The following is a 23,002-nucleotide window of genomic DNA, read 5'->3' as shown; positions in this document are numbered from 1 at the left end:
AATATGTGACATCCGCAGAAAACGTCCGTTTTTTTGTCAAATAATCGACTTTTGCCTATGCAAAGGTATTAGACAAATCAGGTGATCCCGACCCCGGATCAGGTCGCATTGACGCGCGCAAGCGGATGATGTTCCTGCACCAGCCCGCGAAGTCGGGACTCGAGAACATGGGTGTAAATCTGTGTTGTCGAAATATCGGAATGGCCCAGCATCTTTTGCAGGGACCGCAAATCGGCCCCGTTGGCCAGAAGATGGCTGGCAAAGGAATGGCGCAGTACATGCGGCGATACACGTGACGGCGCAATTCCGGCTTCAATCGCCAGATCCTTGATCATTTTCAGAAACATCTGACGGGTGAGATGCCCGGTTTTACCGCGCGACGGAAATAAGTATGAGGATTGCCCGGGCCGGTCGGCATGGCCCGTTGATTTGTCTGATGGAATGAAGGCATCGCGGACATCAAGATAATCGCGCAGCGCATCACGCGCCGGATCAGACAGCGGTACCAGCCGTTCCTTGCTGCCCTTGCCCCGGACAATCAGCATCCGTGGATCGCGGGCCGCAGCGGCGAAGGGCAGTTCGACCAGTTCGGAAACACGCATGCCTGTCGCATACATCAGTTCCACCATCGCCAGAAGGCGCTTGCCTTTGATGCCCGGATGATCAGATGCGGTGGCAATCAGGCGGTCGATTTCGTCAATCGACAGGAATTTGGGCAATGTCTGTCCCTGTTGCGGGCTTTCGATATTTGATGACGGGTCGTCATTGCGATACCCGTCCGAATACAGGAATTTGTGAAACTGGCGGACGGCCGAAAGACGCCGTGCCTGTGTCCGCGGGGCAAGCCCGGCCGCGCCGAGTTGGGACATATAACGCCGCACATCCGCATCACCTGCACGCACTGGATCGGATTTTCCCGCCGACAGTGATGCTGCGTAATCTTCAAGATCACGGCGATAGGCATCAAGCGTGTGCGCACTGGCGCCACGCTCTGCTGCCATCATTTCAAGAAAGGCCGATATCAGCGAACTTGTCGGTGCCTTGGCCATGGCCGGTTTCCATTACTGATCAAATGACAGCAACAGTTCAGTCGCCAGATGCTGGGCATCACTATGCAGTCCAACCATTTCAAGGGCGGCAACCGTATCTGCCAAAACCTTGGGATCGGCATTCGGGGCATTGGCAATTTGCTGTGCCTGAATGGCCATGGCGACGGTTTTTGCCTTGTGCTGTGCGCTTGCTGAGGCCGCCAGATTATGGGCAACCGCACTGCTGATCGTCAGGCGGTCCTCGGCATAGGGCGCGCTCAGAAGACTGTCCCAAAGCCCGGCGGGAACTTCGATCCCGAACCCTTCAAACAGGGTGTAAACCAGTTCGGCATAGCGTTTTGCCGCAGCCTGATCACCGCGCGCGGCCTGCATTTCCTGCCATTCGACCATTCGCGCCCGATGACGGGCAAGGGCAGCAGCCCGATCGGTTGCCTTCTGAATGTCTTCGGGGGACGTCGAATTGGGCATCACGGTTGCCGATGCCATCGAGCTTACCGGTGCAACCGCCCCGCCCAGACCAAAGCTTTGGGTGGTCATCTGCGGGTTGGACCCGGTGGCGTCAAGGCCGAATGGCGCGTTGTTTTCCGCTTGGGAAACTTGTTCCGATGCGGGGATGGCCCCGGTTTCTTCAAGGCCGGAAATGGCCAGAACCGGATAAAGCATGCTAAGCCGCGATGCGATGTCATTGCCCGGATTGGCACCATTTTTTGCCACTGAAAGCCAGTTGGCAGCGCGTTCCAGGCTGTTTGCCGCCAAGGATGCCTTAAGTGCGGCGACCGCAAACCATGAAAAATCACCATTGACCGGAATGTCAGCCAGCAATGGTGCGCTCAGTCGGGCGGCCTGCATGAAATCGCCTTCGATCTGGGCGGTGTCATACAGGGCGGCAAGAATTTCGGCGCGTGCCGCAGGCACGTCACTTTGGGCCGCAGCCTGATAGAGTTTGGCATATTGCCGCGCCTGGATGCCTTCGGCGGCATCATCAAGGGCATTTTCAAGCGCACCGGCATCGAAACTGACCGAACCATAGATTTCGCCAAGTTTGGCTGCATCAATCAAACCGAGGCTTTCGGCCTTGCGCGCGGCTTCAAGGCGAACATCGGTCGGGGTGGCATCGGCATTGGCAATGCCGATGATGGCCGTCGGATTACCTGATTCAAGCTGGCTGGTCGGGATAGCCTGTTTGGCAATTGCCAGAAGGGCCAGATCAATCGGGCGCAATTCTTCAAGAAGGTCGGGTTTGACCGCTGTGCCGCTTCGAATGGCCGCAACCAGCCCAAAGAAAGTCGCGTCCTTTTCCCCGTCCATTTCTCGAACAAGATCGACCGAGAACGCAGCAGCGGTCGGATCATTGGCATAAAATGCGCACATCGCCGCCGCCTTGAGCCAGAACATCTGGTCATAGCTTGCGCTATAACTTTCAATCGCAGCGCAGGCTTCATCAAGGCGTGCCCCGATCATCAGAGCATTGACCTCGGTCTCGGCAAGCAATTCCCCGCGCGCCCCTTGTGGCGTGGCGCGAACAAGTTCAATCGCCTCGTCAAGTGCGCCCATATTGATCAGCTTGGCAACGCGGGCATCAAGCAGGCTGATATCCCTGGAATCTTGTGGCAGGGCCGCCGCAGACAGCAACAGACGGACCTGAAGGTCGCGTGCGGCATGGGTTGCCGGTGTGGCAGGCAGGTCGGAAATCAGCTTGGCCGCGGATTTGCGGGTCGCCCCGTTCCACATGTCAATGCCCAGTCCGCCGCGCGAACGGTCAAGGGTCCCGACCGCCTCGGCATCAACAGCACCAAGTGACAGTGATTGAACCGCGTTCGGATCGGACGGGAAGGGCGATGGTTGCGTCCCGGTTGCCGGGGCACCAAAACCGCCCTGGGATACCGTGCCACTGTCCGGGGAGGATACCGGATCAGAAGATCGTTGTTCTGCGTCCCGTTCTGCTTCCTGTTTGAGAAACAGCGGCACAGGGGCCGATGTCTGGGCATGCGCAGAAGAGGCGATAACACCCGTTCCCGTCATCATGGCCAGTAAACAGGTCTGTATCAGCAGGCGGGAACGCAACGTCATCTTAATTGAACCTCGAATTCGGGATGGTTTCTTCGATTTGGGTGGTCGGTGCCGGAATGTCCCAGGTAACAAGGAACGTCGCACCGCCAACAATCACAGCGATGACCAGCAACAGGATGATGCGCGATAAGATTCTCATTTTAATCCAGACTTCGAAGCGTTTAAGCAAATGACGCAGCTACCAGTATGGCCACGAAAATCAAAGATGCAAGAAACGGAAAGTAAGGGCCGATCATTTGTTCTCATGACCGCCTGACCAGCCTGCATCAAAGATATTTTCCCACCGGTTTTCTTCGCGCCGTGGCGTTATCAAACCGCGTGGATCGCATTTCAATCCGGCAACTTCAAGGCAGTATAGGGCGCTGTTCCTCACAGAGGGTTAATAAACGCCCCGCAACATCATTAGCCAAAATGCGCGGTCAACATCTTCGATGTGACGAAGAATGCAAAATCGACGGATGTTTTTTGTCGTCGATCATGTGCGGTTTGCTTGCGTTCGGGGTTCAGCTGCCCTAAAGAATTGGGTAATTTGTATATCAACCGATTGAACTACAGGACTGCAAACCGAACATGGACAGCAACATTGCCGAGTCGGGTTTGCACGAAGACGTGATCGCCAAAATCCGTAACGGCCTTAAGGGCCGGACACTGGTTTTCATCGGGCTTATGGGGGCTGGAAAAAGCTGCATCGGCCGGATGGTTGCCAAGGAACTGAAACTGGATTTTGTCGATGCCGACCGCGAAATCGAAGAAGCCGCCGGCTGCTCGATTGCCGATATCTTCAAGCTGTATGGCGAAGAGGCATTTCGCGATGGTGAGGAACGTGTAATAGCCCGTTTGCTTGATGGCGAACCGATTGTGTTGGCAACCGGTGGCGGCGCGTTTATTCGCGAACGCACCCGCGACCTTATTCTTGAAAAATCCATATCTGTCTGGCTGCGTGCCGATCTTGAATTGCTGCTGCATCGAACAAGTGGCCGGACCCACCGTCCGTTGCTCAATAGCGGCGACCCGCGCGAGATTCTGGCGAACCTGATCGAAACGCGTTATCCGGTCTATGCCGGGGCAGACATTGTTTTTGACTGTGATGAATCTTCAAAGGAAGCCACCCGGGACGCCGTTCTCGAACTGTTGGCGAAATCCTTTGACGATGACGGTCAACTTATCAAGACAGGAACCTGAGAGTGAGCAATCACGACACCCTTCGCGTCGAACTTGGCGCGCGCAGCTATGACATCCTTGTTGGCAGCAACCTTTTGGCCGATACCGCCAAATATATCGCACCGTTCGTCAAAAAGGCCGGTGTTGTCGTGATCAGTGATGCGGTGGTGGCCAAACATCATCTGGCAACGGTTCTGACATCGCTTGACGGGGCAGGGATTGCGCATCGCGAAGTCATCGTGCCGTCGGGTGAAAAATCCAAAAGCTTTGCCGTGTTCGAAGACGTCGTCGAACAGATCCTGGCAATGGGGATTGAACGATCGACCCTGATTATCGCCCTTGGTGGCGGTGTTGTCGGTGATCTTGCCGGTTATGTTGCCGCGTCACTGCTGCGCGGGCTTGATTTCGTCCAGATCCCGACGACCCTTCTGTCGCAGGTCGACAGTTCGGTTGGCGGCAAAACCGGGATCAATTCGAAATCGGGCAAGAACCTTGTTGGGGCGTTTCATCAGCCGCGTCTGGTTCTGGCTGATACGGCGGTGCTTGACAGCCTTCCGGAACGCGAACTTCGTTCGGGCTATGCCGAGGTGGTCAAATACGGTTTGATTGATGATCCGGAATTTTTCGCCTGGCTTGAAGAAAACGGTCAGGCGGTTCTGTCGACGGACGGCCCCGAACGCCGACAGGCCGTGATCAAAAGCTGCGCGGCAAAAGCTCGGATCGTTTCCGAAGACGAACGCGAAGGCGGCAAGCGCGCGCTTTTGAACCTTGGCCACACATTCGGTCATGCCTTCGAAGCCGAAACCGGCTATGGCGAAAAGCTTCTGCATGGCGAAGCCGTTGCCATGGGTATGGTGATTGCCCATGACGTGTGCGGTGCTATGGGCTTGGCCCCGGCCGGTGAAAAAGACCGGATCGTTTCCCATCTGAAATCGGTCGGGCTTCCGGTTGCGGCGTCCGAAGTTACCGGCATGCATTGGGATATCGACAAGGTGATCGGTCACATGTCGCGCGACAAAAAGGTCCGCGATGGTGAAATCACCTTTGTCATGACCCGCGGTATCGGCAAGGCATTCACATCCAAGGCAATGGATGTCGAGAAAATGCGTGCCGCGATTACCCGTTCCTGCCGCCGCTAACAATAACGATCCCGACGGCTTGTCGTCTTTTTCGGGCGAAAGGACGTCGGGATTGCTTTTTTGCAATTTGTGATGTCGTTAACTTGTTTAACGACAATTGACCTTATAGGTGAACACAGGACAAAGTAGTCCGGCTGAGATCACCCTTTGGAGACGACCCTGAATGACAATCACGATTATCGTGATTTTTTTCCTGCTGATGTTATCGGCATTCTTTTCTGGCTCGGAAACCGCGCTGACGGCTGCGTCACGTCCTGTGATGCATCACAAGGAACAGGATGGTGATCAGCGTGCAGGGATCGTTAACAGACTGCGCCAGTATCAGGAACGTCTGATCGGGGCGATCCTGCTGGGCAACAATATGGTCAATATCCTGGCCTCGGCCTTGGCGACGTCGGTGATGATCGAACTGTTCGGGGAAAACGGCGTTGTTTATGCGACCGCCGTGATGACCGCCCTTGTTCTGATCTTTTCGGAAATCCTGCCAAAGACCTATGCCCTGCAACATGCCGATACCATGGCATTGCGGGTTGCGCGCCCGATGAGCATTCTTGTCGTGATCTTTGCCCCGGTCACCCAAAGCATCCAGGTGATCGTGCAGGCAACCTTGCGCCTGTTTGGCAGTGGCGAAGGTCCGGGACTGGACAGCGAACGCGAATTGCGTGGCGCGATCGAACTGCATGCCGATGACGTCGTGGTCGGAAACCACCATGCCGAACGCACCATGTTGCATGGCGTGCTTGATCTGGAAGATGTCGGTGTCTGGGAAATCATGGTCCATCGTCGCAAGGTGCAGATGATCGATATCACCCGCCCGATGGAAGAAATTCTGGATACGGTTCTGGCAAGTCCGCACACCCGTATTCCGATCTATGAAGAAGACCCCGACAATATCGTCGGTGTTCTTCATGCCCGCGAGGTTCTTAAGGCGATTGTTCGCGGTGCAAAGCCCGCCAATGCATCAGATGTGCGCGCATTAAGTGCCGAACCATGGTTCATTCCGGATTCAACAACTCTTGCCGACCAGCTCAAAGCCTTCAAGGAGCGGCACGAACATTTTGCCATCGTCGTTGACGAATACGGTGCGTTCGAAGGGGTTGTGTCGCTTGAAGATATTCTTGAAGAAATCGTCGGTGACATTGCCGATGAAACCGATGTCGAGGTTGTCGGTGTCCTGCCGCAGGCAGACGGATCGGTGATTGTGCGTGGTGATGTGACGATTCGCGACCTGAACCGACGGTTTGGCTGGCGTTTGCCAGACGAAGAAGCCGCAACGGTTGCCGGTCTTTTGCTGTATGAAACCCGGCGCATTCCCGATGTCGGTCAGCAGTTCCGGTTCCACGGGTTCGAATTCGAAGTTCTGCGCCGTATCCGTAACCAGATCACCCGCGTTCGCATGAACGAAGTCACCGATCTGGCCGCCGAGGATCAGGAATAAAACCGCCAAAACGGCATCGCCAACCGGTGATGCCGTTTGATCCTTTATCGCGCAAAATGTTTTAAGTTTCTCCACTTATGGGTTAAAATCTTGGTTCAAGGTCTTGACCCAAAGGATTGCAGGGCCACTTGCAAATGAGGGCCCCGTTGCATTGCAATGACTTGCAATGCAGAACCAGATGATCCGATCGGGTTTGGGCATGTGGCAACAGCAATCTGCAGAGAGAGATGAATGGATACGAAAATCGTTCCAGGTGTGGTCAAGGAGCAATCGCTCGCGACACTCAATCCCGCCGATTCCGTGATGGATGCCGTGAACCTTATGACCGAACGCAAGATCGGGGCCGTGATCATTGTTGATAATCAGGCCAAGCTTGCCGGAATTTTCACAGAACGTGATCTGGTGAACCGTGTGGTAGGCAAGGGGCTTGATGCGGCCAATGTGCCACTTTCCAAGGTCATGACAGCCGATCCCGATACACTTGGCCCCAACGATACGGCGATGAACGCACTCGATCTGATGAGTGCGCGGCGATATCGTCACTTGCCCGTTGTTGACGGGGACAAGGTCATTGGCATGGTGTCGATCCGCGATCTGTTTAACGTGGTGAAGGCCCAGCTCGAAGAAGATGTTCGTGAACGCGAAAAGTTCATTTTCGGGTCCGATTACGGCGTCGCCTGACGATTGTTTCCCATCACAGTTGCATCGGATCGCGCCTTAATTCGCCGATCCGGCATGGCGGATTTCGGGGTGCGCATTGCCCCGAAACCGCGCGGATGTCGCACTGCGACACGCTTTGTTGCTTGACAGCGCATAGGGGAATGTCTTTACGTTTACGTAAAGGAGAGAGTTCCCATGCCATTGTCCCGCCCCGCAGATCGAGACCATATTCATACCCGCACCGTCACCTGTCAGGGGTTTCGCCGCAAGGATGGCCTGTGGGATATCGAAGGTCACATTACCGATATCAAAACCTATGCCTTTACCAATGATGATCGCGGCGAAATTCCGCCCGGCGAACCGGTACATGGCATGTGGATCCGCGTGACAATTGGTGATGATCTGGTGATCCGTGCTGTCGAAGCCGTCACCGATTACGCGCCGTTCCATGGCTGCGACGCAATCACCCCGAATTACGAAAATCTGGTCGGTTTGAAACTTGGTCCGGGGTTGCGCAAACAGGTCCGCGATCGGGTTGGTGGCGTGCATGGCTGTACCCATCTCAATGAATTGATGGGGCCGGTGGCAACCACCGCCTTTCAGACCGTGTTCCCGATCCTGGCCCGGGAATCACTTGAAGCCAAAAAACAGGACGACCCGTCAGCTGACGGCGCATCAAAACCGGCCCGCCGGATGCCGTTGATCAATACCTGTCATGGGTGGCGCAGTGACGGTGCCGCGGTCAAACGCATTGCCCCGGAATTCTATACGGGCGACAAATAACTACGGGGAACTGGTGGCAATAAGCATCGACCTCGTCCCGGGAAATGGTCCGATCTTGCAAGTTACGTTGATGGGCCCAATATCAACAAAATCGGTCCGTCACGTGTTTTTGCGGGTTACTCATGACAATCCTACGGCGTGCTGGAATAACCAAAAACAACAATAAGGGAAGAAACGGTCTGCTGCGCGATGCGGCCCGCCACGCGCTGCGCGCTGGTCTGGTCGCGATGGCAGCACTTTGTGTTGTTGCCCCGGCGGTTTTGGCCAACGATATCGTGTCACGCCCGGTCGAGGTCGCCCAACCTGACAATGACAGTCAGGACAATTTCCTGATCCTGCAAACCAACCTTCATCCCCCGTATCAGGAACTTCGTAACGGCACGCTTGGCGGTTATTCCGTTTCGGTGCTTGATTGCGCCTTTGATCATATCGGTGTCGGTTATGGTCTGGCTGTCGCACCGCGCCAGCGCAATCGGGAAATGGTGCGAAACGGGCAGGCCGATGGCTTCTTTTTGGCGCGTATCAGTGAATTCATGGATGAATATGCGGTGGCGTCAAACCCGCTGGCATTGGAAAAGTGGGTGTGGGTATCGCCATCGCGCCGCACGGCCGAACCGGTCAGTGCCAAAGTGCCCAAACCCGGCGGGTTTGAAACAATTGGTGCCATTCTTGGATCAAACGAAGCCGAATGGCTGGCCGAGCAGGGATATGGCGACCTTGTCCGTGTGCCATCGATTGCATCCCTGGTCGGACAGGTCGCGGCCGGACGGGTTGATTACGTGCTTGTCGACAAGCACAGTTTTGAAATTGCGCGCAATGAACTTGGCATCGGTGCAGAACAGTTTCAGGTTCAGTTTGAACGCTATGCGCCACTGGTTGTCTATTTCTCGAAACGGTATGTGGCGGAATTCCCCGACCTTGTGAACCGTCTGAATACGGTGCTGGAATTTTGCGAAACCAGTCCGATGCATCTTGAACCCTGGGAACGCGATGCGATTGAACGGGTTCAGTTGCCGATGGTTCGACAATTGGCAAAATCCCCCGATCTAATCCGCAATGTGCGCGGGGCGCTTGGGCCAGGGCGTTTACCCGCTGATCAGCGCCGTCTGATTGACGAGGAATGGTCAACCATGGGAAGGCTTGGTCAGCCAAGTAACAGGGCGCGCGAAATATTGGGCAACAGTTTGTCGGAATTCCTGCGCGCCTTTCAGTTGGCAAGCGGGGAACAGGTCGCCGAGGCCTTTGTTTTTGATATCTATGGCCAGACGATCGGCATGAACCGGTTGACGTCGGACTATGATCAGTCCGATGAACCGCAATATCAAATGGCGCAAAGCATCAATCGCGAACATGCTCTGATTGATGATATTCGCTTTGATGCATCGACCCGTACCTTCCTGTCACAGATCACCGTGCCTGTTCTGGATCCGGAAAACGGTCAGACACTGGCAGTGCTGACCGTTGGATTGGATGTTTCGGCGGCCTTGCGTCCCGAAAGCTGATCCCATTTACCGGGGTATTGGGGCCTTACTTTGGCGCCGGGTCGGTGATGTCGATGGTGATCTTGCTATACCAGTCGGCGGCTTCCTGCATTTCGGTCTCGTCAAGATCCTGGGCAATCGGGGTCATAACATCATGCGTCCGTTTGCCGGTCCGGAATGCCTTAAGCTGCGTTTCGATATAGATGTTGGTTTCCCCGGCCAGATTGGGCGCATCATCAAGCTCGGAAATACCGTTTACACCATGACACCCGACACACAGTTCCGGCGCGTCGTCCTCGGACGTGCCAGCGGGCAGGGTGGCATTGATCGTGAAATGATTGAACCACAGGGCGACCTTGCCGATCTGATCATCGGATAATCCGCGTGCGACCACCGTCATCATTTCATGTTCGCGGCTGCCGGTTTTGAATGCCTGAAGCTGACTGATCAGATAATCGACCGGTTCGCCGCCAATATGCGGGGCAATCGGAATACGGGCCTTGCCATCCAGTCCGTGACAGGTGCGGCACATGCCCGCAACCTTGCGCCCGTCCTGAAGGTCTGTGGATGCGTCCTGGGCCATCAAGGTCCCGGCGGGCAAAAGCCCGCCGAGAAGTGCGATCATCACAATACGCATCAATTGCCCTCATACCAGATGCGATACAGCGCACCGGCCAGATCATCGGAAACAATGATCGATCCGTCACGCAACTGGGCAACATCGACCGGACGACCAAGATATTCTTCATTCTCGTCGATCCAGCCTTCGGCGAACGGTTCGATGCTGGCGTTTCCTTCGGCATCAATGAAGGTCACCATCACGCGTGCACCGACAGGTGTCGTGCGGTTCCAGGACCCGTGCTGGGCCGAGAAAATCGCATTCTTGTATTTGGCCGGGAACATCTTGCCCGTATAGAAAGTCATGCCAAGATCAGCGGCATGCGCCACGGTTTCAACCGCAGGCATCACCACGTCATAGGGGACTTCCTGACCGGCATATTCATTGGTGCGAACATCGCCACCGCCATACCACGGATGACCGAAATGCTGACCGGCGGCCGTCTGACGGTTGATTTCACCGGGCGGGATATCATCGCCCATGCCGTCAACCTGGTTATCGGTCCACCACAGTTCACCGGTTTCCGGGTGGAAGTCATGACCGACAGAGTTCCGCACCCCATAGGTATAAACTTCGCGCCCTGATCCATCGGTATTGATGCGGATGATGCCGCCAATACCGACTTCGCGATACAGATCAAGCTTGTCGGCGGGCGCCACGTTGAAGGGCTGCCCCAACGAGATATAAAGTTTGCCATCCGGGCCGATTTTGCAGACGCGTGCCGTGTGGTTATAGCTTTCCTCGGATGGCGGGATCAGGTCGCCCTGTTTGACAACATTAAAGGCCGCGACATCCGGGCTTTCATAAAAGAACTCGGCCGCCGGGAAGGTCAGCACGCGGTTCTGTTCGGCGATATAAAGCATCCCGTCGGGCGAGAAGCACGGACCGTTCGGAATGCTGAAACGAAGCGACGGGGCAAAGTCCTTGACCTCGTCGGCGACCCTGTCCTTGTTGCGGTCAGTGACGGACCAGACCTTATCCTTGCGCGTGCCGACGAATGTCACGACACCTTGCGGGCCAACAGCAATATGGCGCGCATCTGGCACGATGGCATAAAGGCCGATTTTGAAACCGGCTGGAAGCTTGATGCGTTCAAGTGTCCTTTTGATGCCTTCTGCGTAATCGCCGCCCTGTTCGATGACGGTGAATTCCGTGGTGCCGGTGGATTGGAAGTTTGAAAGTTTTTCGAGATTGTCCGGTGCAGGTGCCTGGGCATATGCAGATCCGGAAATGGCAAGCGCAATACTCGCCATCAGCAGGCGTTTAGTCATTACGTAGTCCTCCCGATTGAAACAGATGCCATTGGCGGGCATCCGTGCCGGTCCGGCAATGCTTGCGGACCGGCTTGTGTCACAAGCATTGCGCCTAATCGGGGTGAACGTCTAGGTTGATTTCACGATATGGAATTGTATTTAATTGGTTCTATTGGCAAGCGCCGCCTTGTATTCATCGGGCGTCATGGTTTTCAGGGCCAGCGCATGCACGCGTTCCTTAAGCAGGGTGTCAAGCGCGCCATAAACCAGGCGTTGACGATTGACACGGTTCTGACCTTCGAATTTTTCAGACACCACCAGGACCGAAAAATGGGACTCGCCGCGCGGATCGGCACCGGAATGACCGGCATGTTTGGAGGAGTCGTCGATGATCTGTAACTCGACCGGGCTGAAATGTTCGGTCAGAATGTCACGGATCTGATTGGCTACCTGCATGATAAGGGCCTCTGTTTTCTGCGGATGTTTGCAATCGGGTGCAAAATTTGAACTGTGTGACAGGTTCTGGCACGCAATGGCAGTTTTTCAAGCCTTTTATCGCATTTAATCGATCCGTATGATATTGCGTGCATCGATTTTCAGAACATATAGACCCAGATGAACCGAGGACACCGCAACAAGCGCAAGACGCTGTATCACAATGAACCGATCCTGCCCGATTGTGATTGGCCGGGCTGTGACGGCCATGGTGAATTCCGCGCGCCCAAGGATCGCAAGCTGCGTGACTATTACAAGTTCTGCCTTGATCACGTGCGCGAATACAACAAATCCTGGAACTATTATGAAGGCATGAAAGCCGAGGATATCGAAAACGACGTGCGTCGCGATACCCACTGGCAGCGCCCGACCTGGAAGTTCGGACATATTCGCGGTTCCAAAAAGCCGTTCAATTTCAAATTCAAGGACGGGTTCGGCTTCTTTAACGAAGACGGTGAGCAGACCCATCATGGTCCGGGCGGGGATGCCCGTGCCGAACAGCGCCGCAAAAGCGAAGATGCCCAGCGCCGTGCCGGTGCCCTTGGCATGCCCAGCGAACAGCAACAGGCGATGGCAACCCTTGATCTTGGCTGGCCGTTCACTCGGGACGAGCTCAAGGCCAAGTACAAGGCACTGTCCAAAAAATACCATCCCGATGCCAATGGCGGTGACAAGGTTGCTGAGGAACGCTTTAAAAAGATCAGCGCGGCCTATAGTTCGCTTATGAGCTATATCCGCGATCTTGAGGCCCGCGTGACCCTGTAAGCGGGCCGGTTCCGCTGCAATAATTCCAAAAAATCTGGTCAATCTGGTTGCGGTTTGCGTATCGGGGATGTCTTATCGAGCAAACCTTTTGCGGTAATAGAGATTTTTTGCGCATCTTCCCTTTGAGTGATGCGCCTAAACCGCTATTAATGAGCAAGTTTAACGAAACGACCGCGTCACCAGCGTCGGTCCGAGAAATGCGCGAGTACTTATGAGCCAAGGTTACGAAGCGACGGGTGCGGCGGCAGAACATCCGCTTGATGCCCCAGATACCACCATTTCCGTGCGCGAAACGTTCGGGATTGATGTTGATATGGAAGTCCCGGCATTCAGCCAGGGCAGCGAACATGTGCCGGTCGCTGATCCGACCTATCGTTTTGACCGCGACACCACGCTGGCCATTCTTGCGGGCTTTGCCCACAACCGCCGTGTGATGATCCAGGGGTATCACGGTACGGGCAAATCTACCCATATCGAACAGGTGGCATCGCGTCTGAACTGGCCGTGTGTGCGCGTCAACCTTGACAGTCACATCAGCCGTATCGACCTGATCGGCAAGGACGCAATCGTTCTTAGGGATGGCAAACAGATCACCGAATTCCGCGAAGGCATTCTGCCCTGGGCGCTCAAACGCCCGGTCGCGATGGTGTTTGATGAATATGATGCCGGTCGCCCGGACGTCATGTTCGTGATCCAGCGTGTTCTGGAAGTCGATGGCAAGCTGACCCTTCTTGATCAGAACAAGGTCATCCATCCGCATTCGCATTTCCGCCTGTTTGCAACGTCAAACACGGTTGGTCTTGGCGATACCACCGGCCTGTATCACGGCACCCAGCAGATCAACCAGGCCCAGATGGACCGTTGGTCGATTGTCGCCACACTGAACTATCTGTCGGTTGCCGATGAAACCAACATCGTTGCCGCCAAGGTTCCGGCGTTCGACACCGCCGAGGGCCGCCAGAAGATCGAAGCAATGGTGGCTCTTGCCAACCTGACCCGTCAGGGATTTGTGTCTGGCGATATTTCGACCGTGATGAGCCCGCGTACGGTGATTACGCTGGCCGAAAACGCCAAGATTTTCGGTGATATTTCCTATGCGTTCCGGGTGACTTTCCTTAATCGTTGCGACGAGGTCGAACGCCCGATCCTGGCGGAATATTATCAGCGTTGCTTTGGCGAAGAGCTTCCTGAAGAAGCCATCAATGTGATGGTGCGCTAAGGCGTGTCCTTAAAGCAGATTGGCGAGCTGGTCCCACAAGCGAGTAGTAAGATGAAGAATGATGAGGCTCTTTCCGGGTTCTTGCGCGGCACGGCGGCGACATTTCGCGCGCTTGCCGGGCGCAATGATCTGGAAGTCGGCTTTGTCAAAGGCGGGCGTCCGGGCGGATATGGCGAACATGTCCGTTTGCCCATGCCCAAACAGGCATTGCCCAAGGACGAAGTCGCAGACCTGCGCGGCATTGCCGATGGCTGGGCGCTTAAAATGCGCCACCACGACGTTGCCCTGCATGCCAAACGCATGCCCGAAACAGCCGAGGCTCAGGCTGTTTACGATGCGCTTGAAACAGCACGGGTCGAGGCCGTGGGATCACGCTATTTCCCCGGGGTGCGCAAAAACCTGCGTGACCATGCCGAACAGGATTGCCACGCCAAGAACTTTCATCGTCTGACATCGCGTGACGATGCACCGTTTGCCGATGCGATCGGCATGCTGGCCCGCGAGATTTTTACCGGCGAACGCGCACCGGAAAGTGCTCGTCCGCTGATTGATCTGTGGCGGACCCATATCGAAGAAAACGCCGGGGCTGATCTTTCGGACCTGCGTGATGTTCTTGATGACCAAGAAGCTTTTGCCCGCGGCATGCGCCGTTTGCTTGATCATTTGTCGCTGGAAGACGACCTTGATGACGCCCCGCCCGAACAGGAAGGCGAGGACGACGAAAACAAGGAAGGCGAAAACGACCCGGAACAGGAAGAAATGGAAAGTCAGGGCGGTCAGCAGGGCCAGAATGACGATTCCGAACCCGATGGCAGTGACCAGCAACAGGAAGCCGGGTCCGAAGATGCCGAAGCCGGCGAAGGCGATATTGACGATCAGCAGCTTGAAGCCATGTCGCAGGAAGAAAAGCCTGCCGGACCGGGCGAACAGCCGGAATTTGATGGTCGAAACGAACCGGTCGAACGCGGCTATGAGCCCTTCACGCGCGAATATGACGAAGTCGTAACCGCCGATGACCTGTGCGAAAATCTTGAATTGTCGCGGTTGCGCGCGATGCTTGATAAGCAGCTTGCCAACCTTCAGAACGTGGTGTCGCGTCTTGCCAACCGGTTGCAGCGTCGCCTGATGGCGCAGCAGAACCGTGGCTGGGACTTTGACCTGGAAGAAGGCATTCTTGATGCGGCCAAGCTTGCCCGTATCGTGGCAACACCGTCGACGTCACTGTCGTTCAAGCAGGAACAGGATACCGATTTCCGCGATACGGTCGTGACCCTTCTGATCGACAATTCCGGCTCCATGCGGGGGCGTCCGATCACGATTGCCGCCCTGTCGGCAGATATTCTGGCACGCACGCTTGAGCGGTGCGGGGTAAAAGTCGAAATTCTCGGTTTCACCACCCGTCAGTGGAAAGGTGGTCAGTCACGCGAACGCTGGGTCGATAGTGGCAAGCCTCCCAAACCGGGACGTCTGAACGACCTGCGCCACATCATCTACAAGGCGGCAGATACGCCGTGGCGTCGGGCCCGCAAAAACCTTGGTCTGATGCTGCGCGAAGGGCTGCTTAAGGAAAATATCGACGGCGAAGCACTGCTTTGGGCCCATGAACGTTTGCTTGGTCGTTCTGAACAACGCCGGATTTTGATGGTAATTTCCGACGGTGCGCCGGTCGATGATTCGACGCTTTCGGTCAATTCCGGAAATTATCTGGAACGGCATTTGCGCGAAGTGATCGAATGGATCGAAACCAGATCACCGGTCGAACTTCTGGCGATTGGTATCGGCCATGACGTGACACGCTATTACCGGCGTGCCGTGACGATCAATGATCCCGAAGAACTTGGCGGTACAATGCTTGCCGAGCTTTCGGACCTGTTTGATGAACAGGGTGCGCGTCAACCCAAACGCCCGATGCGCCATGTGCCCGCCGATGGCGGCCAGGCACGCGACCGCGCTGCGGGTGACCGCGACCGCTGGTAAGGGCAGGGTGCGCAAAGGATGACGGCGATCACCCGATTTGCACCAAGCCCGACCGGATATCTGCATCTTGGCCATGCGGCATCCGCGCTGTTTTCAATGAAACAGGCCGGGCCGCATGGCCGTTTTCTTTTGCGGATCGAAGATATCGATCAAACCCGGTGCCGCCCGGAATATCTGCATGCGATTTTCGAAGACCTGGCCTGGCTTGGCCTTCGATGGGAAGAACCGGTGCGTGTTCAATCAGAACATTTCGCCGATTACCAGGCGGTGCTGGATCGCCTGACGGAAATGGGGTTGCTGTATCCTTGTTTCTGTACCCGCAAGGACATTCAGGCCGAAATCGAACGGATCGGCAATGCACCGCACGGGCCCGATGGGGCGCTTTATCCCGGGACATGTCGCCATTGTTCCGTCCAGGAACGTTCAGACAGGATTGCGGCCGGGGAAAGCTTTGCCCTGCGACTGGATATGGATGGCGCGATCAAACGTGTCGGGCGCGAACTGGTGTGGTTTGACCGCGCCGCCGGGCGACAGATCGCGACCCCGGAAATCTTTGGCGATGTGGTTCTGGCGCGTAAGGATACACCAACCAGCTATCATGTTTCGGTGACCCATGATGATCATCTTCAGGGGATCAGTCTTGTCACCCGCGGGCAGGATTTGTTCTTTGCCAGCCATCTGCACCGTTTGTTGCAGGAACTTCTGGGCTATGACGTTCCGGAATATCACCACCACGGGCTTCTGACCGGTCCTGATGGCAAACGGTTTGCCAAACGCGACAAGTCAAAGACCCTGCGATCAATGCGCGAAGATGGCATGAGCCCCGATGATGTCCGGCTGTTGGCGGATCAGTTCTGATCGCTTTGCGATGTCGATGTGGTTTCAAGCAAGTCCGGGCGATCGGCAAACCAGTTGCGGATGAAATCGATCATCAGCCGGTTCTTGATCGGCAGGTTCCCCTGATAGGGATAAACAAGATAGATCGGTCGCAAAGGTGACCGATAATTTTCAAGGGCTGTTTCAATCCGGCCGGCGCGAATTTCAGGCATGGCGACATATCGCGGCAAACGCGCAACGCCCAGTCCCTGAACCGTGGCATTGCGGATCAGCGGATAGTGGTTCAGGCGCAAATTGCCTTCGGCCGTGATGGATGTTGGTCCGTCATCGGAAAAGAACACCCATTTGCGGTCCTTGTAATACTGGAAATTGACCAGACAGTTGTGATGGACAAGATCGGCCGGCGTCTGCGGTTTGGGATGGGCTTGCCAGTATTCGGGGCTGGCACAGATCAATTCGGAAAGTTGACCCAGCGGAATGGCGACCTGATCGGGATCATCGGTCAGCCCGGCGCGGATGGCGATATCGATATGGGCTGATTGCAGGTCGCGGAACGTGTTTTCCAGTTCCATCTCGATCTGAATGCGTGGGTGGGCCTGTTGAAAGGCCACGATGATGTCTTGCAAAAACATCTCGCCAAACGACACGGGAACCGTGATGCGCACGGTGCCGACCGGTTCCCCGCGCAGGGCTTCGACCGCCTCGAACGCGGCATCGGCGCTTTGGGTGATGCTTTGGCAATAACCCAGAAAGGTCGCGCCGATTTCTGTCAGTTCAAGCTTGCGGGTCGACCGAAACAGCAATTGCGCACCCAGCACATCTTCAAGGCGTTTGACATGCTGGCTGATCAGGCCTTTGGACACGCCAGTGGCGCGGGCGGCATCGGTAAAGCTGCCCTGTTCGATGATGGCGGCAAAGCTGCGCATTTCGCTAAGATAATCTTTCATCGTTTAAAATACTAAACGAATGGTTCGAGATTATCCAGATTATCGGATGAACTGTTCTGTGAAATCATCCAGTCATTACAGTTTCCAAGGATGGAGGATGACATGAAGGTTCTTTTGATCGGCGCATCGGGCATTATCGGCAAAGGTGTTGATGCCGAATTGTCGCCGCGTCACGAAATCATCCGCGCATCACGCAACAGCGGTGATGTGAATGTCGACCTGAAAGACAAGGCTTCCATTCGCGCGATGTTTGAAAAGGTCGGAGCGGTGGATGCGGTGGTTTCAACTACCGGCAAGGTCCATTTTGGCGATTTCGCCGACATGGACGAAGACAAATACCGCATCGGGATTGATGACAAACTGTTCGGGCAGATCAATCTGGTCCTGATCGGGCGGGACTATGTTGCGGACCGGGCATCCTTCACCCTGACTACCGGCATTCTGGCCAAGGATCCGATCGAGTTTGGCAGTTCGGCCTCCATGGTGAATGGTGCAATCGAAGGGTTTGTGAAGTCGGCAGCCATCGAAATGAAGCCGGGACATCGAATCAACGCGGTCAGCCCCGGCGTCATTACCGAGGCAATGGAAGGCTACGCCCCCTATTTCCGTGGCCATGATCCGGTGCCTGCGGCCCGTGCGGCTCTTGGCTATGCCAAATCGGTCGAAGGTCTTCAGACCGGTCAGGTCTTTGAAATATTTTGATTTTCTGATGTGAACCAACGGGATCGGGGATTGAAGCCCCTGATCCCGTTCTTTTGATGGCCAAATCAGGGGGCGGATTTATCCGATCTTTGTTGTTGTCGATATTCTCGTTGTCGTTGAATAGTACCTATCTATAGGATTGTAAGTTCAAGCGACGATGTCAGAGGCAACCAGACCAGATGGAAAAATGTGCCGGTTTGGTCAAAAAGATCGCAAGCCGATTTGTTGATCCCCAAATTGCACTACAAGCCGATGACGAGATCACCGGCAAGGTCCGCCGTGACCTGCTGGATCTGGCCTATCGCAACAACTGGGCAAATATCATTGTCAATCTTGCCGCAGCAGGCGGCCTTGTGATCATTCTGGGGTTGCTGGGGGATCTGGTTGCGATCACCGTTTGGTGGTCTGTTATCCTTGCTGTTTTATGCGCTGTTCGTCTGTGGGGCGGGTATCTTTATCATCGTGAACGCACAAAGGTCGCGGAGCTCGATGCCGATGCCTTTTATATCTGGCAGCGGCGATATGCGCTTGGTGTCCTGTCAGCTGCCATCTTGTGGGCTGTGATCGGTATTATTGAAATTCCGATCGTGCGCGGTGAAAGCCAGTTCATGACATTGATCATGTTTGCCGGTCTGGCGGGCGGTGCCACGGGGATTCTTGCGCCGATATTTCTGGTCGGGCGGCTCTATCTGACGGCGCTCCTGTTTCCGCCGGTGATCATTTTTACGGTTATGGCCGATGCCAACTATGTTCTTGCCATCATGACCATCATCTTTTTGATGGTGATGCTGATTACGCATCGGAACAATCACGTTGTCCTGTTCCGGTCACTGGTGTTGAAACACCGAAATGACGGTCTGGTCGAAGATTTGCGCCAGAAGAACCGCATCATGGAAAACTGGAATGCGACGCTCGAAGCGCGGGTCGAAGAACGGACCGAGGAACTCAGAAATCTGGTCGAACATGACGCTCTGACCGGCATTCTGAACCGCGATGGCATTGCGGCCTGGTTCAATCACAAACGCCAATCATCCGACGACCTTGATTACGCGGTTCTGTTCATCGATCTTGATCGCTTCAAACAGATCAATGACGGGCTTAGTCATGCCATCGGCGACGAGGTCCTGCGTATTGTCAGTGACCGTCTGAAGGCTTATGTCGATGATCGGCACGCGGTGGGGCGCTGGGGCGGGGATGAATTCCTGATGGTGCTTGCAGCCCCGCATGACGAGCTGCATGGGCTGGTTGAAAATACGATTGAAAAGGCGCGTGCTTCAATCAGTCAGCCCATCATGATCTGCGGGCATTCGCTTCATGTCGGGTTCAGCACCGGTGTGGCGTTTGCTGCGGCCAAAAACCCGGGAATTTCCGAACTGATCCATTGGGCCGACCTTGCCGCGGCCGAGGTCAAGCGATCCGGGCGTGGCAGTGTGCGCAACTATGACAAAACGCTTCTGACCGAACAGGAACGCCGCCTTGCCATCAATCAGGCCCTTCGTCGTGCCCTTGGCATTGGTGAGTTCTATCTTGAATATCAGCCGGTCATCGATGCCGATGATGGCCAGATCGTCTCTTACGAGGCCCTGCTGCGCTGGAACAGCAATGAGCTTGGCCTTGTGCCGCCTGACGAATTCATCCCGATTGCCGAAGAAAGTGCCTTGATCGTTGAAATTGGCGAATGGTGCATGCGGACAGCTTGTCGGGAAATCTGTGCTGCAGCGGACGGAGACGACGAAACAAAGATCGCCGTCAATGTCTCGATCCGTCAGCTTGTGGCACCCGGATTTACCGAAATGGTGGCGCAAATCCTGAGTGAAACGGGATTGGTACCAACGCGGCTTATTCTCGAAGTTACCGAATCAATCTTTGAAGAACGCCAGCGATCAATGATTTCCCGGGTGATTGATGATTTGTTCGATATGGGGATCGGCATTCACATCGACGATTTCGGGACCGGATATTCATCCCTGTCGCGTCTGCATCAAATTCAGATCGATGCGGTCAAGATCGACAAATCCTTTATCCTTGAAATGGACGAGAATGCCCGTGTGGTGATCGAAGGCGCGATCCTGATTGCGCATCGTTTCGGTTTGCAGGTGATTGCCGAAGGTGTGGAAACCGACCAGCAGCGAAACCTTCTGCAATCATTGGGGGTTGATGCCTATCAGGGGTATTTCTTTGCCCGTCCGGGCGCGCTTCCCTGTCTGGATTGCCATTGGCAGGTCGAAGATAGCCCGACGCTGAAATCCCTTTCTGACCGTTAGGGGGCGGCTGATATCACAGGTGCCCTGAGTGCGGGCATAATGTCTCTGTGTGCATAAAAAAACGGCCTGTCACATCATGTGATCGGCCGTTTTTGTGCTGTTCTGTCTTGGGGGCAGATCAGCGACTGAAATCAATCAGTACAAGGAAGCAAACCGGAACAAGTGCCAGGGCGACATAAATCCAGAAGGAAGCGACAGGCACGCCGAAATGCGCCAGAACGTAGCCGGCAAGATAAAGAGCCAGGCCTGCGACCGCGACCAGCAGAATGCCCAGAAGGGGCAGTGATACTTTGCTATCTGTTTTCATGTTCCGTCATGCTCCCCAAACGGATTTCTTAACTCATGGTGCTGAAGCTACCATTCTTTGCAGCTTTGCGTTTTGATCCGTGTCAATCAGCTGTCCATATCGACCATTGATCCGCCAGTGGTGCCATTTGGGGCCGTTTGGCACCGTTGCGGACGGAATGTGGAATCGAAACTGTGTACGGGCGTTAAAAAACACGATTCTGGCGGGTATCGGTTGCAGGTCATGGGGGAATCGGTTGATTTGTGCCTGGAATATGGGGGGATTGCTGCTTTTTGTGGCCTTTGATATTGTCGCGCCGGTTTGAAAAGACGCAGATTCCGTGCGGTTGAGTTGGGTAAAAACCGACCCAAACCACGGATTATCGTCAAATCCGCTCTGATAAGCGTTTTTGTCGCGGTTTTCGGTTGATGAAGGCTTGACGACATTGGTCATAGGCAGTATTAACCCGCTTCCAAGCGCGGGCCTGCATGTTCAGGCCAAGCGTCCTTTTGCGAATTTATAGACCAGGAGATCAGGTCATGGCACGTCGCTGCCCGGTATCCGGCAAAGGCGTTTTGGTCGGCATGAATGTGAGCCACGCCCACAATCGTACCAAACGTCGTTTCCTCCCGAACCTGCAGCCGACCTCGCTGCTTAGTGAGTCGCTCGGTCGTTCGGTGCGTCTGCGTCTGACCACCAATGCTGTCCGCACCATCGAAAAACGTGGTGGTCTGGATGCATATCTGCTCAGCACTGCAAATGCAAAGCTGCCGGCAGATTTGGTGAAAATCAAACGCCAGGTCGCCAAAGCTGTTGAAGCAAAAGCTGCCTAATTCAGGCTTCTGCTTTACAGACAGATTTTACGAGGGCTCGCTTCTGGCGGGCCTTTCGTTTTTCTGATCGCTGGCTTGTCAAACGGCCACAGAATAAGCTGTACCATCACCGGTGGTGCAGCTTTTTTTGTGCCGCGCACAAGCATGGTTTCCGCGCTGTTCTGGGGTGATGGTGCGGCATGACATCGATAAAACGCGACTCGGCGGAACACGAGCTTTGCGCTTTTGCTAAATTGGTCTATACTTTGCTCTATCAGTGGTTTACGTCGCCGCGTCGCCCGGTTTGGTGAAACGTCATGATATGTTCATCACCAGCGATTCCCGAACCTGCTAAATAAGGCAAGCGACTCGGTAAACACGGTGGAGCGGATGATATGCATTTATCGCCCAATGCGTGTCCGGCACTTGTTCTTAACGCCGACTTCCGGCCGTTGAGCTACTTCCCGCTGTCTCTTTGGTCCTGGCAGGATACGCTCAAGGCGGTCTTTCTTGAACGCGTCGATGTTCTTTCCGAATATGACCGCGAAGTACGTTCCCCATCCTTTAAAATGAAGCTGCCCAGCGTCATATCGCTCAAGGAATATGTCCCGCTTAAAAGCAGCCCGGCTTTCACCCGGTTCAACGTGTTCCTGCGCGATGAATTTTCGTGCCAGTATTGCGGTGATCGTTTGCCGACAAACGAGCTGACCTTTGATCACGTGATCCCGCGGGCGCGGGGCGGGCGTACAAACTGGGAAAACATTGTCACGGCCTGTTCTGACTGCAACCTGTTCAAGGGCAGCCGATCGGTCCGCGAGGCGGGCCTGCGACTGCGCAGGACGCCGGGACAGCCCACCATGCACGAACTCCAGTCAACAGGACGCCGCTTCCCGCCAAACTATCTTCACGAAAGTTGGCGGGATTTTTTGTACTGGGATACCGAACTGGAATACGACTTCTGATCGCGGGTTTTGCGATACGCTCAACAAAAAAGCCGACGGAAATTCCGCCGGCTTTGCTGTTACAGAGCTTCTCCGTGATGAGA

Annotated in this window: 23 protein-coding genes; 14 read left to right on the top strand and 9 right to left on the bottom strand. The window is 55.1% G+C overall.

What is annotated here, in order from left to right; translation table 11 throughout:
* Positions 1-98: 98 nt before the first annotated feature.
* From xerD to CU041_RS20640, 3 genes are read right to left on the bottom strand one after another with little or no spacing between them, the layout of a single operon-like run.
* Entirely contained in the window at positions 99-1,049 is a 951-nt protein-coding gene (gene xerD, locus CU041_RS12560; protein ID WP_101247197.1) for a site-specific tyrosine recombinase XerD, read from the bottom strand.
* Between the two features lie 12 nt (positions 1,050-1,061).
* Positions 1,062-3,119 (bottom strand): antifreeze glycopeptide, encoded by a 2,058-nt coding sequence (locus tag CU041_RS12555; protein WP_101247196.1) that lies wholly within the window; start codon positions 3,117-3,119, stop codon positions 1,062-1,064.
* A 1-nt stretch (position 3,120) separates the two neighbouring features.
* The gene (locus CU041_RS20640; RefSeq protein ID WP_170310220.1) at positions 3,121-3,258 is read right to left on the bottom strand and encodes a hypothetical protein; all 138 of its coding nucleotides are present in this window, start codon (positions 3,256-3,258) and stop codon (positions 3,121-3,123) included.
* A gap of 431 nt (positions 3,259-3,689) precedes the next feature.
* Between CU041_RS20640 and CU041_RS12550 the strand changes: the two genes are divergently transcribed.
* From CU041_RS12550 to CU041_RS12525, 6 genes are all read left to right on the top strand, one after another.
* Positions 3,690-4,301 carry a shikimate kinase gene (locus tag CU041_RS12550; RefSeq protein WP_068519769.1) on the top strand — a complete coding sequence of 204 codons (612 nt, stop codon included), beginning with the start codon at positions 3,690-3,692 and terminating at the stop codon, positions 4,299-4,301.
* Between the two features lie 2 nt (positions 4,302-4,303).
* On the top strand, positions 4,304-5,419 hold the full coding sequence (aroB, locus tag CU041_RS12545; protein WP_101247195.1) for a 3-dehydroquinate synthase: 1,116 nt from the start codon (positions 4,304-4,306) through the stop codon (positions 5,417-5,419).
* A gap of 163 nt (positions 5,420-5,582) precedes the next feature.
* Positions 5,583-6,857, top strand: a complete 1,275-nt coding sequence (locus tag CU041_RS12540; RefSeq protein WP_068519767.1) for an HlyC/CorC family transporter — start codon at positions 5,583-5,585, stop codon at positions 6,855-6,857.
* A gap of 231 nt (positions 6,858-7,088) precedes the next feature.
* Positions 7,089-7,538 (top strand): CBS domain-containing protein, encoded by a 450-nt coding sequence (locus tag CU041_RS12535; RefSeq protein WP_068519766.1) that lies wholly within the window; start codon positions 7,089-7,091, stop codon positions 7,536-7,538.
* A 174-nt stretch (positions 7,539-7,712) separates the two neighbouring features.
* Entirely contained in the window at positions 7,713-8,300 is a 588-nt protein-coding gene (locus CU041_RS12530; protein WP_101247194.1) for a DUF2889 domain-containing protein, read from the top strand.
* 122 nt (positions 8,301-8,422) lie between these two features.
* Positions 8,423-9,802 (top strand): type 2 periplasmic-binding domain-containing protein, encoded by a 1,380-nt coding sequence (locus CU041_RS12525; protein WP_101247193.1) that lies wholly within the window; start codon positions 8,423-8,425, stop codon positions 9,800-9,802.
* Positions 9,803-9,827: 25 nt separating this feature from the next.
* Here the strand turns inward: CU041_RS12525 and CU041_RS12520 are convergent, their stop codons facing one another.
* The 3 genes from CU041_RS12520 to CU041_RS12510 all read right to left on the bottom strand — a co-directional run bounded on the left by CU041_RS12520 (position 9,828) and on the right by CU041_RS12510 (position 12,109).
* Positions 9,828-10,418: a c-type cytochrome gene (locus CU041_RS12520; protein ID WP_068519763.1), complete on the bottom strand. Its 591-nt coding sequence runs from the start codon at positions 10,416-10,418 to the stop codon at positions 9,828-9,830.
* Positions 10,418-11,671: a PQQ-dependent sugar dehydrogenase gene (locus tag CU041_RS12515; protein ID WP_101247192.1), complete on the bottom strand. Its 1,254-nt coding sequence runs from the start codon at positions 11,669-11,671 to the stop codon at positions 10,418-10,420. Before CU041_RS12515 ends, CU041_RS12520 begins: the two co-directional genes overlap by 1 nt.
* A 141-nt stretch (positions 11,672-11,812) precedes the next feature.
* Positions 11,813-12,109 (bottom strand): BolA family protein, encoded by a 297-nt coding sequence (locus tag CU041_RS12510; protein ID WP_068519761.1) that lies wholly within the window; start codon positions 12,107-12,109, stop codon positions 11,813-11,815.
* A 159-nt stretch (positions 12,110-12,268) separates the two neighbouring features.
* Between CU041_RS12510 and CU041_RS12505 the strand changes: the two genes are divergently transcribed.
* The 4 genes from CU041_RS12505 (at position 12,269) to gluQRS (ending at position 16,967) form a co-directional block, all read left to right on the top strand.
* Complete coding sequence (locus tag CU041_RS12505) at positions 12,269-12,913, top strand: J domain-containing protein (RefSeq protein WP_068519760.1); 645 nt, start codon at positions 12,269-12,271, stop codon at positions 12,911-12,913.
* 211 nt (positions 12,914-13,124) lie between these two features.
* Positions 13,125-14,132, top strand: coding sequence for a cobaltochelatase subunit CobS (cobS, locus tag CU041_RS12500; RefSeq protein ID WP_068519759.1), 1,008 nt, complete (start codon positions 13,125-13,127; stop codon positions 14,130-14,132).
* Between the two features lie 51 nt (positions 14,133-14,183).
* Positions 14,184-16,109, top strand: a complete 1,926-nt coding sequence (gene cobT / locus CU041_RS12495) for a cobaltochelatase subunit CobT (RefSeq protein ID WP_068519758.1) — start codon at positions 14,184-14,186, stop codon at positions 16,107-16,109.
* Between the two features lie 18 nt (positions 16,110-16,127).
* Positions 16,128-16,967 carry a tRNA glutamyl-Q(34) synthetase GluQRS gene (gluQRS, locus tag CU041_RS12490; protein ID WP_101247191.1) on the top strand — a complete coding sequence of 280 codons (840 nt, stop codon included), beginning with the start codon at positions 16,128-16,130 and terminating at the stop codon, positions 16,965-16,967.
* On the opposite strand, the gene CU041_RS12485 is transcribed toward gluQRS, so the two are convergent.
* A complete protein-coding gene (locus CU041_RS12485) occupies positions 16,958-17,893 on the bottom strand; it encodes a LysR family transcriptional regulator (protein ID WP_101247190.1) in 936 nt (311 codons plus the stop codon). The genes gluQRS and CU041_RS12485 overlap by 10 nt on opposite strands.
* A gap of 102 nt (positions 17,894-17,995) precedes the next feature.
* Here CU041_RS12485 and CU041_RS12480 point away from each other — a divergent pair, with 102 nt between their 5' ends.
* Complete coding sequence (locus CU041_RS12480) at positions 17,996-18,595, top strand: short chain dehydrogenase (protein WP_101247346.1); 600 nt, start codon at positions 17,996-17,998, stop codon at positions 18,593-18,595.
* A 179-nt stretch (positions 18,596-18,774) separates the two neighbouring features.
* Positions 18,775-20,859 carry a putative bifunctional diguanylate cyclase/phosphodiesterase gene (locus CU041_RS12475; RefSeq protein WP_101247189.1) on the top strand — a complete coding sequence of 695 codons (2,085 nt, stop codon included), beginning with the start codon at positions 18,775-18,777 and terminating at the stop codon, positions 20,857-20,859.
* 118 nt (positions 20,860-20,977) lie between these two features.
* Here the strand turns inward: CU041_RS12475 and CU041_RS12470 are convergent, their stop codons facing one another.
* Positions 20,978-21,166 carry a hypothetical protein gene (locus CU041_RS12470; RefSeq protein WP_101247188.1) on the bottom strand — a complete coding sequence of 63 codons (189 nt, stop codon included), beginning with the start codon at positions 21,164-21,166 and terminating at the stop codon, positions 20,978-20,980.
* A 33-nt stretch (positions 21,167-21,199) separates the two neighbouring features.
* Entirely contained in the window at positions 21,200-21,598 is a 399-nt protein-coding gene (locus tag CU041_RS20635) for a hypothetical protein (RefSeq protein ID WP_170310219.1), read from the bottom strand.
* 86 nt (positions 21,599-21,684) lie between these two features.
* Between CU041_RS20635 and rpmB the strand changes: the two genes are divergently transcribed.
* Together rpmB and CU041_RS12460 are read left to right on the top strand one after the other, a co-directional pair.
* Entirely contained in the window at positions 21,685-21,978 is a 294-nt protein-coding gene (rpmB, locus tag CU041_RS12465) for a 50S ribosomal protein L28 (protein WP_008889909.1), read from the top strand.
* A 374-nt stretch (positions 21,979-22,352) separates the two neighbouring features.
* Positions 22,353-22,919 (top strand): HNH endonuclease, encoded by a 567-nt coding sequence (locus tag CU041_RS12460; RefSeq protein ID WP_068519752.1) that lies wholly within the window; start codon positions 22,353-22,355, stop codon positions 22,917-22,919.
* Positions 22,920-23,002 lie beyond the last annotated feature (83 nt).

It is taken from the genome of Thalassospira povalilytica (genome assembly GCF_002844235.1).
GTDB lineage: Bacteria > Pseudomonadota > Alphaproteobacteria > Rhodospirillales > Thalassospiraceae > Thalassospira > Thalassospira povalilytica.
The sequence above is the reverse complement of the archived record's forward strand: the minus strand, read 5'-3'. Positions and strand labels throughout refer to the sequence as shown.

What these genes read in the sequence shown, in the direction of transcription:
- xerD (WP_101247197.1), bottom strand. Translation starts at nt 1,049, where the DNA reads ATGGCCAAGGCACCGACAAGTTCGCTGATATCGGCCTTTCTTGAAATG.
- CU041_RS12555 (WP_101247196.1), bottom strand. Translation starts at nt 3,119, where the DNA reads ATGACGTTGCGTTCCCGCCTGCTGATACAGACCTGTTTACTGGCCATG.
- CU041_RS20640 (WP_170310220.1), bottom strand. Translation starts at nt 3,258, where the DNA reads ATGAGAATCTTATCGCGCATCATCCTGTTGCTGGTCATCGCTGTGATT.
- CU041_RS12550 (WP_068519769.1), top strand. Translation starts at nt 3,690, where the DNA reads ATGGACAGCAACATTGCCGAGTCGGGTTTGCACGAAGACGTGATCGCC.
- CU041_RS12540 (WP_068519767.1), top strand. Translation starts at nt 5,583, where the DNA reads ATGACAATCACGATTATCGTGATTTTTTTCCTGCTGATGTTATCGGCA.
- CU041_RS12535 (WP_068519766.1), top strand. Translation starts at nt 7,089, where the DNA reads ATGGATACGAAAATCGTTCCAGGTGTGGTCAAGGAGCAATCGCTCGCG.
- CU041_RS12530 (WP_101247194.1), top strand. Translation starts at nt 7,713, where the DNA reads ATGCCATTGTCCCGCCCCGCAGATCGAGACCATATTCATACCCGCACC.
- CU041_RS12525 (WP_101247193.1), top strand. Translation starts at nt 8,423, where the DNA reads ATGACAATCCTACGGCGTGCTGGAATAACCAAAAACAACAATAAGGGA.
- CU041_RS12520 (WP_068519763.1), bottom strand. Translation starts at nt 10,418, where the DNA reads ATGCGTATTGTGATGATCGCACTTCTCGGCGGGCTTTTGCCCGCCGGG.
- CU041_RS12515 (WP_101247192.1), bottom strand. Translation starts at nt 11,671, where the DNA reads ATGACTAAACGCCTGCTGATGGCGAGTATTGCGCTTGCCATTTCCGGA.
- CU041_RS12510 (WP_068519761.1), bottom strand. Translation starts at nt 12,109, where the DNA reads ATGCAGGTAGCCAATCAGATCCGTGACATTCTGACCGAACATTTCAGC.
- CU041_RS12505 (WP_068519760.1), top strand. Translation starts at nt 12,269, where the DNA reads ATGAACCGAGGACACCGCAACAAGCGCAAGACGCTGTATCACAATGAA.
- cobS (WP_068519759.1), top strand. Translation starts at nt 13,125, where the DNA reads ATGAGCCAAGGTTACGAAGCGACGGGTGCGGCGGCAGAACATCCGCTT.
- cobT (WP_068519758.1), top strand. Translation starts at nt 14,184, where the DNA reads ATGAAGAATGATGAGGCTCTTTCCGGGTTCTTGCGCGGCACGGCGGCG.
- gluQRS (WP_101247191.1), top strand. Translation starts at nt 16,128, where the DNA reads ATGACGGCGATCACCCGATTTGCACCAAGCCCGACCGGATATCTGCAT.
- CU041_RS12485 (WP_101247190.1), bottom strand. Translation starts at nt 17,893, where the DNA reads ATGAAAGATTATCTTAGCGAAATGCGCAGCTTTGCCGCCATCATCGAA.
- CU041_RS12480 (WP_101247346.1), top strand. Translation starts at nt 17,996, where the DNA reads ATGAAGGTTCTTTTGATCGGCGCATCGGGCATTATCGGCAAAGGTGTT.
- CU041_RS12475 (WP_101247189.1), top strand. Translation starts at nt 18,775, where the DNA reads ATGGAAAAATGTGCCGGTTTGGTCAAAAAGATCGCAAGCCGATTTGTT.
- CU041_RS12470 (WP_101247188.1), bottom strand. Translation starts at nt 21,166, where the DNA reads ATGAAAACAGATAGCAAAGTATCACTGCCCCTTCTGGGCATTCTGCTG.
- CU041_RS20635 (WP_170310219.1), bottom strand. Translation starts at nt 21,598, where the DNA reads ATGACCAATGTCGTCAAGCCTTCATCAACCGAAAACCGCGACAAAAAC.
- rpmB (WP_008889909.1), top strand. Translation starts at nt 21,685, where the DNA reads ATGGCACGTCGCTGCCCGGTATCCGGCAAAGGCGTTTTGGTCGGCATG.
- CU041_RS12460 (WP_068519752.1), top strand. Translation starts at nt 22,353, where the DNA reads ATGCATTTATCGCCCAATGCGTGTCCGGCACTTGTTCTTAACGCCGAC.